This window comes from Bradyrhizobium cytisi, from assembly GCF_008123515.1.
GTDB lineage: Bacteria > Pseudomonadota > Alphaproteobacteria > Rhizobiales > Xanthobacteraceae > Bradyrhizobium > Bradyrhizobium cytisi.
The window spans coordinates 33,909-46,128 of record NZ_VSSR01000025.1; the positions used below are offsets into that span (position 1 = coordinate 33,909).

Annotated in this window: 7 protein-coding genes and 1 pseudogene; 6 read left to right on the forward strand and 2 right to left on the reverse strand. The window is 65.5% G+C overall.

Annotated features, from left to right (window positions below):
• Positions 1-55: 55 nt before the first annotated feature.
• From FXB38_RS16920 to FXB38_RS16930, 3 genes and pseudogenes are all read left to right on the forward strand, one after another.
• Positions 56-1,693, forward strand: a pseudogene (locus FXB38_RS16920) (thiamine pyrophosphate-requiring protein); the annotation flags it as partial.
• Between the two features lie 95 nt (positions 1,694-1,788).
• Positions 1,789-4,275 (forward strand): GAF domain-containing sensor histidine kinase, encoded by a 2,487-nt coding sequence (locus FXB38_RS16925; protein WP_187434937.1) that lies wholly within the window; start codon positions 1,789-1,791, stop codon positions 4,273-4,275.
• 78 nt (positions 4,276-4,353) lie between these two features.
• A complete protein-coding gene (locus tag FXB38_RS16930; RefSeq protein ID WP_148752129.1) occupies positions 4,354-5,997 on the forward strand; it encodes an alpha/beta hydrolase in 1,644 nt (547 codons plus the stop codon).
• Between the two features lie 6 nt (positions 5,998-6,003).
• Here FXB38_RS16930 and FXB38_RS16935 read toward each other — a convergent pair whose 3' ends face one another.
• Both FXB38_RS16935 and FXB38_RS16940 read right to left on the reverse strand, forming a co-directional pair.
• Positions 6,004-7,593: an MDR family MFS transporter gene (locus FXB38_RS16935; RefSeq protein WP_148752004.1), complete on the reverse strand. Its 1,590-nt coding sequence runs from the start codon at positions 7,591-7,593 to the stop codon at positions 6,004-6,006.
• Positions 7,594-7,766: 173 nt separating this feature from the next.
• Positions 7,767-8,282, reverse strand: a complete 516-nt coding sequence (locus FXB38_RS16940; RefSeq protein WP_148752005.1) for a YcgN family cysteine cluster protein — start codon at positions 8,280-8,282, stop codon at positions 7,767-7,769.
• 291 nt (positions 8,283-8,573) lie between these two features.
• Here FXB38_RS16940 and FXB38_RS16945 point away from each other — a divergent pair, with 291 nt between their 5' ends.
• From FXB38_RS16945 to FXB38_RS16955, 3 genes are read left to right on the forward strand one after another with little or no spacing between them, the layout of a single operon-like run.
• A complete protein-coding gene (locus FXB38_RS16945; RefSeq protein WP_148752006.1) occupies positions 8,574-10,868 on the forward strand; it encodes a transglycosylase domain-containing protein in 2,295 nt (764 codons plus the stop codon).
• A gap of 9 nt (positions 10,869-10,877) precedes the next feature.
• Positions 10,878-11,456 (forward strand): DUF1214 domain-containing protein, encoded by a 579-nt coding sequence (locus FXB38_RS16950; protein ID WP_148752007.1) that lies wholly within the window; start codon positions 10,878-10,880, stop codon positions 11,454-11,456.
• Positions 11,453-12,037, forward strand: coding sequence for a DUF1254 domain-containing protein (locus FXB38_RS16955; RefSeq protein ID WP_148752008.1), 585 nt, complete (start codon positions 11,453-11,455; stop codon positions 12,035-12,037). Before FXB38_RS16950 ends, FXB38_RS16955 begins: the two co-directional genes overlap by 4 nt.
• Positions 12,038-12,220: the final 183 nt, after the last annotated feature.

Sequence of the window (12,220 nt, forward strand, 5' to 3'; positions counted from 1 at the left end):
CTGATCCTCTCTCCCTAATCGGCCGGACCAACCGGCCCGCCACAGGGAGAGAGACGCCATGAAGCTCGGCACCGCCATTGCGGAAATCATGCGGCGCGAGGGGATCGAGATCCTCTGCGGCTATCCCGTCAACCATCTGATCGAGCACGCGGCGAAGGCCGAGATCCGCCCCGTGATGGTGCGCCAGGAGCGCGTCGGTTTGCACATGGCGGATGCGATCTCCCGCGTCACGTCGGGACGCACGATCGGCGCGTTCTGCATGCAGCACGGGCCCGGCGCCGAGAATGCGATGGGTGGCGTCGCGCAGTGTTTTGGCGAATCCGTTCCGGTGCTGGTGCTGCCGATGGGCTATCAGCGCAGGCTTGCGCATATCGAGCCGAACTTCAATTCCAGCGAGGCGATGAAATCGTTCTCGAAATCATCCGAGCCGATCATCCTCGCCGCCGAGGTCGCCAATATTTTCCGGCGCGCCTTCACCAGGCTCAAGAACGGGCGCGGCGGGCCTGTCATCGTCGAGATCCCCGCCGACATGTGGAACGAGGATGTGCCGGAGCCCCTGAACTACACGCCGGTGCTGCGCACCCGCTATGGCGCCGACCCCGTGCATGTCAGGGAAGCGGCCGGCCTGCTCGTCAACGCCAGGCGGCCGGTGATCTATGCCGGCCAGGGCGTGCATTACGCGCAGGCCTGGCCGCAACTGAAACGCCTTGCCGAGCGGCTCGCCATTCCCGTCACCACCAGTCTCGGCGGCAAATCCTCTTTCCCCGAGACGCATCCGCTGTCGCTCGGCTCGGGCGGCCTCGCGGTGCCGCGCGCGGTGCCAAAATTCCTCGCTGAAGCCGACGTCGTCTTCGGCATCGGCTGCTCCTTCACCGAGACCAGTTTTGGCATCGCGATGCCGAAGGGCAAGACCATCATCCATTCGACGCTCGATCCGAACCATCTCAACAAGGATATGGAGGCGAAGATCGGCCTCGTCGGCGACGCGGGTCTCGTGCTCGATGCGCTGCTGGAGGAGATCGGCAAGTCCGTCACGTCGAATCGCGATGCCTCGGCAGTCGCCGCAGAGATCGCGGCTTCGCACAAGGAGTGGCTCGCAAAATGGATGCCGAAACTCACCAGCAACGATGCGCCGCTCAACCCCTATCGCGTGCTGTGGGACCTGCAACACACCGTCGACATCGACAACACCATCATCACCCATGACGCCGGCAGCCCGCGCGACCAGCTCTCGCCGTTCTGGAAGGCGGTCACGCCCCTGTCCTATCTCGGCTGGGGCAAGACGACGCAGCTTGGCTACGGCCTTGGTCTCGCGATGGGCGCCAAGCTCGCAAAACCCGACAAGCTCTGCATCAATGTCTGGGGCGATGCGGCCATTGGCTTCACGGGCATGGATTTCGAGACCGCGGTGCGCGAGCGGATCCCGATCATGTCGATCCTGCTCAACAACTTCTCGATGGCGATCGAACTGAAGGTGATGCCGATCTCGACCGAGAAATATCGCTCGACCGACATTTCCGGCGACTATGCCGCGATGGCGCGCGCCTTTGGCGGCTACGGCGAGCGGGTGACGAGGCCGGAGGATATCATCCCCGCGATCAAGCGCGGCATCCAGAAGACGCAGGAAGGCGTGCCGGTGCTGCTGGAGTTCATCACCAGCAAGGAGACCGAGGTGTCGCGGCCGGGCACGTGAGGCAACCGCAGCTCCGCGGGCGCTGGCTCCGGCCGCAGAAGATGTGATAATCCGGCCTGGTGCCGCGCATGTCGCGGCCTTCAGCCGGAATGCGAATGACCAGCCTTTCCAACGATGCTGCCGGGATCGACGAGCTCAAGCGGCAATTGCAGTCCGCCGCGGCCGAGACCGCGCGGCTGCGCGATCGGCAAAACGCCAGCGCCGAGATCTTGCGCACCATCGCCGCCTCTCCCTCCGATGCCCGCCCCGTCTTTGCGGCGATCGCGTCCAGCTCAAAGCGCCTGCTCGGCGGCTTCTCCGCCACCGTGCTCCAGTTCATCGGCGATGAGCTGCACCTCGTGGCGTTTACGCCGACCAGCCCGGAAGGCGACGAAGGGCTGAAGGCGTCGTTCCCGCGGCGGATCGAGGATTTTCCGACCTTTGCGCTGGTTCGCGGCGGAGAGACGATCCAGTTTCCCGACAGCGAAGCCGACGAGGTCCCGGAGCTCAACCGCGATCTCGCGCGGCTGCGTGGCTTCCGCAGCGTGCTGTTCATGCCGCTGATGAACCGCGGCGAAGCCGTCGGCATGATCAGCGTCACGCGGACCGAGACCGGTGCATTCGCGCCCGATCTCGTGGAGCTGCTCCAGACCTTCGCCGACCAGGCGGTGATCGCGATCGAGAATGCGCGGCTGTTCAACGCCACGCGCGAGACGCTGGAACGCCAGACCGCCACGGCCGACATCTTGAGGGTGATGGCGGCTTCGCCCTCCGACGTGCAGCCGGTGTTCGACGCCATCGCCACCAACGCCAACCGGCTGATCGGCGGCTTCTCCACCGCCGTGCTGCGCTACATCGACGGCGCCGCGCACCTTGCCGCCTTCACGCCGGGCGATCCGGCCGGCGATCGCGTGCTGCAGGAATCGTTCCCGGTGCCGTTGGCGCAGTTTCCGGCCCACCAGCTCACGGCCAGTGGCGAATCGACTCAGCTGCCCGACACCGAGCTCGAGCCGGCCGCACGCGACATCGCCCGCGCCCGCGGCTTTCGCAGCATGCTGTTCACGCCTTTGATGAGCGAGGGTGAGGCCAAAGGCGTCATCATCGCGACGCGGCGGACGACCGGCGCGTTCGCCGAGCATCATGTGCGGCTGTTGCAGACCTTCGCCGACCAGGCCGTGATCGCGGTCAAGAATGTCAGCCTGTTCAACGCCACCAGGGAAGCGCTGGAACGGCAGACTGCAACAGCCGATATCCTCAAGGTGATCGCGGCCTCGCCCGCCGACGTCACGCCGGTGTTCCAGGCGATCTCCGACAGCGCCAAGGCGCTGGTCGGCGGGCATTCCTCCACCGTCACCCGCGTCATCGACGGCGTGCTGCATCTGGCGGCCTTCACCACCGACAACGAGGCCGGCAACGCCGAGCTGCTCAGCACGTTCCCGGCGCCGCTGTCGTCATCAGGCATTCACAGCCGGGTGGCGACCAGCGGTGCGTACGCATTCCGCAGCGACATGCAGAACGAGGCAGACCTGACGGAGGCGATGCGGGAGCTGGCGCGGACGCGCGGCTATCGCAGCATCCTCGTGATCCCGATGCTACGCGACGGCGTTGCGATCGGCACCATCGGCGTGACGCGCCCCGAAGCCGGCCCCTTCCCCGACAAGGCTATCAGCCTGCTCAAGACCTTCGCCGACCAGGCCGTGATTGCAATCGAGAACACGCGGCTGTTCAACGAGGTGCAGGACCGCACGCGCGACCTTGCGAAATCGCTCGACGATTTGCGCGCCGCGCAGGACCGGCTGATCCAGACCGAGAAGCTCGCCTCGCTCGGCCAGCTCACCGCCGGCATCGCGCACGAGATCAAGAACCCGCTCAACTTCGTCAACAATTTCGCCGCGCTCTCGGCCGAACTGACGGACGAGCTGAACGAGGTGCTCGCGCCCGCGCCGCTCGGCGACGATGTCCGCAACGACGTCGACGAGCTGACCGGGATGCTGAAGGACAATCTGCAAAAGGTCGTGCAGCACGGCAAGCGCGCCGATTCCATCGTCAAGAACATGCTGCTGCATTCGCGCGAAGGCGGCGGCGAGTACGGCTTGAGCGACATCAATGCGCTGGTCGAGGAGAGCCTCAACCTTGCCTATCATGGCGCGCGTGCCGAGAAGCCGCAGTTCGACGTGACGCTGAAGCGCGAGCTCGATCCGGCCGCAGGCTCCGCAAATTTGTTTCCGCAGGAGATCTCGCGGGTGCTGCTGAACCTGATCTCGAACGGGTTTTATGCGGTGACAAAGCGTCAGGCGGAGAGCGGCGGCGGCACTTTCGAGCCGGTCGTGACCGCCACCACCCGCGACCGCGGCGACAGCATCGAGATCCGCATCCGCGACAACGGCACCGGCATTCCCGACGACGTGAAGGCGAAAATGTTCAATCCGTTCTTCACGACCAAGCCGGCCGGCGAAGGCACCGGCCTCGGATTGTCGATGAGCCACGACATCGTGGTCAAGCAGCACGGCGGCACGATCGACGTCGCGACGGAGCCGGGTCGGTTCACGGAGTTCACGATTGTGCTGCCGCGGAAGGGCGGTTTTGCGGACAACAAGGGATAGCGTCAGTCGGGGGATGGGTTGACTGGTCTCGCGCGGTTCTTTCGGCGGCAATTGCTCTCGCTGTCCGGCGTCGGCCTGATGCTGGGCGCGCTGTTCTTCGCAGCCGCGCTGACGCCGACGCTGATCCCGCGCAGCTATCTCACGCAAGGGGCGCTGGCCGGCGGCTGCTTTGCGATCGGCTACCTCAGTGGTGTCCTGTGGCGCCGGCTATGGCACTATCTCGAGCTGCCCGAGCCGTCAGCGCGCGCGAGATCTGTTGCGAATGCGCTGGTCGCAATCGGCTGTCTGCTCGTCGTCATCGCCGCCCTCTGGCGCACGACCGCATGGCAGAATGCGATCCGCAGTGTCATGAAGATGGCGCCGGTCGAGACCGCGCATCCGGTGAAGGTCTGCATCATCGCCCTGATCACGTTCGTGGTGCTGCTGGTGCTGGGGCGGCTGTTCGCACTTGTCGCCCGCGTCCTCGCCACGCGCACGGGGCGTGTCATTCCGCGAAAAGTTGCGAACGTCATTGGTGCGCTGGTGGCAGCACTGCTGTTCTGGTCAATCGCCAGCAATGTCCTGATCCGCACGGCGTTCAACGCGCTCGATTCTTCGTTCCGCGAGCTCGATGTCCTGTTCGAGCCCGAACGCCCGCAGCCGACCGCCTCGAATCGGACCGGAAGCCCGGCATCCCTCGTGAAGTGGAAGGAGCTCGGGCGCATGGGGCGCCGCTTCATTGCCTCGGGCCCGACCGCAGGCGGGATCAGTGCCGTGACGGAACGGCCCGCGCAGGAACCTGTGCGCGTCTATGTGGGGCTCGCTGCCGGCGACACGGCGCAGGCGCGGGCCAGGCTCGCGCTTGACGAGCTCAAACGCCAGCACGGTTTCGAGCGAAAGGTTCTGATCGTCATCACGCCGACCGGCACCGGCTGGATCGATCCGTCCGCGATGGATACGGTCGAATATCTCCACCACGGCGACGTCGCCAGCGTCGCGATGCAGTATTCCTATCTCAACAGCCCGCTGTCGCTGCTGTTTCAGCCCGAATACGGCGCGGAAGCCGCGCGGGCGCTGTTCGCGGAGATCTACGGCTACTGGACGACGCTGCCGAAGGACAAGCGGCCGAAGCTGTATCTGCACGGGCTCAGCCTCGGTGCCCTCAACTCGGAAAAGTCGGCCGAGCTGTTCGAGACGATCGGCGATCCCATTGCCGGCGCGCTGTGGAGCGGTGCGCCGTTCGAGAGCCGCATCTGGCGCTCGATCACCGACAACCGCAATCCGGGCTCGCCGGCGTGGCTGCCTGAATTCCGCGACGGCCGCTTCGTGCGCTTCATGAACCAGAACGGGCCGACGGTGCCCGCAGATGCGCCATGGGGCCCGATGCGCGTCGTCTATCTGCAATATGCCAGCGACGCGATCACGTTCTTCGCCTACCGCGACGCCTACCACCCCCCGGCCTGGATGAATGCGCCGCGCGGCCCCGACGTGTCACCGGAGCTTAGGTGGTATCCGATCGTCACCATGCTTCAACTCGCCCTCGACATGGCGGTCGCGACCAACACGCCGATGGGCTTTGGCCATGTCTACGCGCCCGAGCATTATGTCGATGCCTGGATCGCGGTCACCGATGTCAATGATTGGTCGGCTGATGCGCTGGCGAAGCTTAAGGAGCAGCTTGCGGCAAAAGCGCGGAAGACGAGCGTCGGCAATCTCGACGACGATCCTGATCGCGGCGGATAGAGATCGCTATTCCGCCATCTCGACGGGCTGCGTGGTGGTGGGACCAGCCAGCGGCCGCTCCTCCATCATGATCAGGCAGAGCGAGGCGGTGGTCATCAGCGCGGTCGCGGCCGCAAAGACGTAGCGGAAGGCGTGCCGCATGTCCTCGGTGGGGATCGCCGGGATGGAGCCTGCGGCGTGATGCTCGCCGGCCAGCGGAATATCGGCGCCGAGCGCGATCAGCAGGATGGCCGCGAACGCGGCGACCGTGAACGAGGACATCAGCGAACGGAAGAAGTTCATGGCCCCGGTGATGGTGCCGACCTGCGGGCGGGCCACTGAATTCTGCAGCGAGACCACGCAGACCGGGAAGGTCGTGCCGAGGCCGAGCGCAAAGGCGGCCATCAGCGTCAGCAGTCCCCATAGCGGCAGCGTGGTGACCGTGAGGCCGAGCGCGCAGATCGCAGCCCAGGACGTGCCGATGATGGCGACGCGCTTGTAATGCTTGGCGCGCGCCATGGTGCGGCCCGCGATCGCCGCACCACAGGTCGAGACCGCCGCGAGCGGAATCAGTGCAAGGCCCGCCTCGCTGGCACTGAGGTGGTAGACCGACTCGTAATAGAGCGGCAGCTGCACGGTGAGGCCGGTGATGGCCCCTAAGCCGCAGCCGCCGGCGGTAAGCGCGAACGGCGCGACCGATCCCGAGAGCAACGGCAACGGCAGGAACGGCTCGTCGGCGCGACGCGCGTGCCATACGAAGGTGACCGCAAGCGCGACGGCGCCGCCCACCATCGACAGCACGGTCGGCGAGAGCCAGGGATAGCGCGTGCCGCCCCAGGTCAGCACCAGCATGAAGACGACGGCAGAGGCCATCAGCAGCACGCCGCCGAGCCAGTCGACCTTGCGCTTGCGGTGGAACACCGGGATCTTCTTCATCTTCGGCAGCAGCAGCGCGAGCGCTGCGGCTGCGAGCGGCAGGTTGATCCAGAAGATCATCGACCAGTGCAGATGCTCGGCGAACACGCCGCCGATGACGGGGCCGAGAATGCCGCCGACCATCCAGACGCTGGAGAAATAAGCCTGGTACTGGCCGCGCTCGCGCGGGGACACCACGTCGGAGATCACGGTCTGCACGACAGGCATGATGCCGCCGCCGCCCAGCCCCTGCAGGCCGCGCGCCAAAATCAGCATCGGCATGTTCGGCGCGATCGCGCACAACACCGATCCCGCGATGAACAGGCTCAGCGACACGATGATCATGGCCTTGCGGCCGTAGATGTCGCTCAGCGTCCCGAACACCGGCGCGACCGCGGTCGAGGCGAGCAGATAGGCGGTGATGACCCAGGAAAGATTCGAGACATCCTGGAACTGACGGCCGATGGTCGGCAGCGCAGTGGCGACGATGGTCTGGTCGAGGGCAGCCAGGAACATCGTCAGCATCAGGCTGAGTACGATGGTCCGGACCTCGTCCTGCGACAGCGGGACCGGCGGCGCGAGGGAAGGAGCGTCACTCACGCTGATGACCTCGCCCGGAAGGCGGGTCAGTTCCTCGGCGATCTCGTCGGGCAATGTCTGGATGTCGGCAGATTGGCTGCTCTGCCGTGCGAACTTGTTCATTTCGGGCGTATCAGATCGAGCGTGTTGCGGTGCAAAGCCGCGAAGGATTCGTTCTATGAACCCAATCTAGACAGCAAAGTTCTTCTCAGGCAGGCACCGCGGCGCATGGGTGCGTCCCGCACCACGGTCATCCCGAACAATTGACTGAGATGGCAGACCGGACCGGTCCGTGATCAGGCCTTGGGGCGTCGCTTCAGGCGTGCTCGTTTCGGGATCTGCCCCGGCCATTGCACGATATAGTTTTCGAGCTTGTCGTCCGGGACCCCTTCCTCGGTGCCCGAGACCCGGCCGCGCACGGAGACGCCGGCCTCGTGCACCGTATTGGGATCCCCTGATATCAGCGGGTGCCACCAATAGAGATCGCGACCCTGGGCGACGAGCCTGTAGCCGCAGGTCGGCGGCAGCCAAGGCAGCGTGCGGACCTTCTCGGGGGTCATGACAACGCAGTCCGGGACGAAGTCGAAGCGATTCGCGTAGTCCTTGCAGCCGCTGGTGCAGGAATCGAGCATCTTGCAGCTGACGTCGGTGAAATAGATCTCGCCGGTATCCTCATCTTCGAGCTTGCTCAGGCAGCAGCGGCCGCAGCCGTCGCACAGGCTCTCCCATTCGGCCGGCGACATGTCCTCCATCTTCTTGGTTTTCCAGAAGAATCCATCCTGGTCTGAAGGTCGTTTGCGAGCTGCGGTCATGCGTCTGATACGATTCCAAAAAGCTGCGGCCAGTGCCATCTAGGGCGCGCGGCCCTAAAGCCGCAAGCAACGCCCCATAAGGCCCGTAATGAACCGGGGTTCAATTAGGCCTGTTGTTCAAAATTGCGAGCCTGACCATTGGTTTATAGGCCCCGCTCGGCTAGAAGAACAGCAAGTCCCCTCGGACGCGAAACGGGCGCCTTGGGTTTGCCGCAACAATCCCGCAAGACGTCTCGATGCCGCCCCGGCCGGGTGCTTGAACGCTTTCGAAGCGAGCCTCAAGGGTTCTAGGTGGTCCAGAACACACCATCCAACTGGAAGAGCCGTATCAGGAACTTCTTCCTGGACCTCGATGCGCGCATCGACTCCTCGCTGTTCTCCTCGGCCAAGGGCATCCGCGAGCTCTACGAGCGCTACTCGACCTTCATGGACCGCTTCTATGTCGGGCGGTGGAAACGCTGGGTGTTCGTCGAGCCGCTGTCGGAGGCCGCAACGCTCGGCCTCGGCGGCATGGTGCTGATGCTGATCCTCGCCATCCCCGCCTTTCGCGAGACCGCGGACGAGGACTGGCTGAAGAAGTCCGATCTGGCGGTGACGTTCCTCGACCGCTACGGCAATCCGATCGGCAGCCGCGGCATCAAGCACAACGACTCGATTCCGCTGGAAGATTTTCCTGACGTCCTGATCAAGGCGACGCTGGCGACCGAAGACCGCCGCTTCTACGAGCATTTCGGCATCGACATCGCCGGCACCGCGCGCGCGCTGGTCACCAACGCCCAGGCCGGCGGCGTCCGCCAGGGCGGCTCCTCGATCACGCAGCAGCTCGCCAAGAACCTGTTCCTGAGCAACGAGCGCACCATCGAGCGCAAGATCAACGAGGCCTTCCTCGCGGTCTGGCTGGAATGGCGCCTGAGCAAGAACGAGATCCTCAAGCTCTATCTCGATCGCGCCTATATGGGCGGCGGCACGTTCGGCGTCGACGGTGCGGCGCATTTCTACTTCAACAAGTCGGCGCGCGACGTGACGCTGGCGGAAGCTGCGATGCTCGCCGGCCTGTTCAAGGCGCCGACGAAATACGCGCCGCACATCAACCTGCCCGCCGCGCGTGCCCGCGCCAACGTCGTGCTCGACAATCTCGTCGATGCCGGCTTCATGACCGAGGGCCAGGTGTTCGGCGCCCGTCGCAATCCGGCCTTCGCGGTCGACCGCCGCGACGAGGCGTCGCCGAACTACTATCTCGACTACGCCTTCGACGAGATGCGCAAGCTGGTCGACACCTTCCCGAAGTCCTACACCGAGCGCGTGTTCGTCGTTCGCCTCGCGATCGACGCCAACGTGCAGAAGGCCGCCGAGGACGCGATCGAGAACCAGCTGCGCCAGTTCGGCCGCGACTATCACGCGACGCAGGCCGCGACCGTCGTGTCCGATCTCGACGGCGGCATCCGCGCCATGGTCGGCGGCCGCGATTACGGCGCGAGCCAGTTCAACCGCGCCGTCGATGCCTATCGCCAGCCCGGCTCGTCGTTCAAGCCTTACGTCTACACCACGGCGCTCTTGAACGGCTTCACGCCGAACTCGATCGTGGTCGACGGCCCGGTCTGCATCGGTAATTGGTGTCCGCAGAACTATGGCCATTCCTATTCCGGCGCGGTGACGCTGACGCAGGCGATCACGCGCTCGATCAACGTCGTGCCCGTAAAACTGTCGATCGCGATCGGCCAGAAGGAGCAGCCGAAGGCGCCGAACCCGGCCAAGATCGGCCGCGCCAAGATCGTCGAGGTCGCGCGCCGGTTCGGCCTCAAGGCCCCCCTGCCCGATACGCCGTCGCTGCCGATCGGCTCGGACGAGGTCACCGTGCTCGAGCATGCCGTGGCCTATGCGACCTTCCCGAACCGCGGCAAGTCGGTGACGCCGCATTCGGTGCTCGAAGTGCGCACCGGCGCTGGCGATCTGGTCTGGCGCTGGGACCGCGACGGCCCGAAGCCGAAGCAGGCCATTCCGCCGAACATCGCCGCCGACATGGCCGGCATGATGAGCCACGTCGTCAGTGAAGGCACCGCGCGCCGCGCAGCGCTCGACGGCATTCCGACCGCCGGCAAGACCGGCACGACCAATGCTTATCGCGACGCCTGGTTCGTCGGCTATACCGGCAATTTCACCTGCGCGGTCTGGTACGGCAATGACGACTATTCACCGACCAACCGCATGACCGGCGGCTCGCTGCCGGCGCAGACCTGGCACGACATCATGGTCGCAGCGCATCAGGGCGTCGAGGTCCGGGAAATTCCCGGCATCGGCATGGGCCAGAAGCTGCCGCCGGAACGAGTTGCCAATGCGCAGGCCAATGCGGCGCCAAAGGTGCTGGAGACCAAGCCCGGTCCGCCGCCGGTGCTGACCAAGCGGGGCGCCGACGTCCTGGTGCGGGTCGAGAAGCTGCTCGACGACGCCGCCAGGACCGCGACCAAATCGACGGCCAACGACAGCCAGCAGGCCAAGCCGGCATCGTCGAACAGCGCGCTCGCCTTCCCGCAGAACTATGCGGCGGAGGAGAACGCGAACGCATCCACCACCCCGCGCAAGAACTGATCTGATCCCGTGCGGCTGATCCTGAGCACATTGACGGCCCTCCTGCTCGCGACCGTGGTCGGCCTGGGCGCGACCTGGATGACGACGACACGCGGCACCGAGATCGGCGCGCTGACCATCGGCCCCTGGACCGCCCGCCCCCGCACCGGCACCGCCGACGTCGATCCGTATTCGCGCGCCACCATCGTGCGCAACGGCGAGCTGCCGATCGGCACCGGTGACGGCGTCGCCTTTACCGCGACCGCCGACGACAAGAAGAAGGCGCTCGACGGCCGCTGCGACGTTGTCGTCTCCGGTGTGACGCCGCCGGCGCGGTTCTGGACGCTGACGCTGTACGACCGCAAGGGTCATCTCGTCGCCAACTCGCTGCAGCGCTACGGCTTCACCAGCCAGGAGATCGTGCGCCAGTCCGACGGCTCGTTCGAGATCCACATCGCCTCGCGTTCGCGCGCCGGCAACTGGCTGCCGACCGGCGGCATCGAGCGCTACGCGCTGATGTTCCGCCTCTACGACACCCCTGTCGGGGTGGCGACGCGCACCCAGCGCGATGCGCCGATGCCGACGATCTCGACGGTGGGCTGCTCATGATCCGGCTGCTGTTCACCATCGTTGCCGGCGTGGTGCTGGGCCTCGTGGTCCATCTCGTCAGCGTGCTGGCGCTGCCGCGCATTGCGACCCAGGACGCCTATTCGCGGCTGACGCCGATGACCAGGCTCAACAGCGTCACGCAGCTTCCGCTCGCGGATCCCAACACCTCGCCGATGCCGTTCATGGACCCGGCCTTCGCGCTGGCGATCTGCCGCTATGATCTCTCGGGCGGGCCGCTCAAGCTCACCGTGCCGGTGAGCCAGTCCTACACGTCGGTGTCGTTCTACACCCGCAACGAGATCGCCTATTACGCCATCAACGACCGCTCGGCCGGCAAGAAGGTGATCGAGCTCGACCTGATGACGGAGGCGCAGCACGACGCCCTGCCCGAGGACGAGGAGATCACCGCGGCCGACCGCCTGATCATCGATTCCCCTGCGACCACCGGCCTGATCGTGATGAAGGCGCTGGCCGCCGAGCCCGGCCTGATGCCGCAGGCGCAGGCAACGCTTAACGCCGCCACCTGCGCCCCGCAGACCGAAGCGCCCGCCAAGGCCGAAGCGCCGCGCGGCCGGCGGTAAGCGCGGGCGTTGAAACGCCTTCCAAGCCAAACACGCGAAAACAACCCCATGCACAGTAGCGTGGGCATTGAAATCATTGAGCCTTATTGTTTGGAGCATGATCTTTCCGGAAAACCGCTCCGCACGTTTCCGGTTCATGCTCGAGCGCTCATCCGCGGATGGACCGAACGTGTCAGCTAAAAC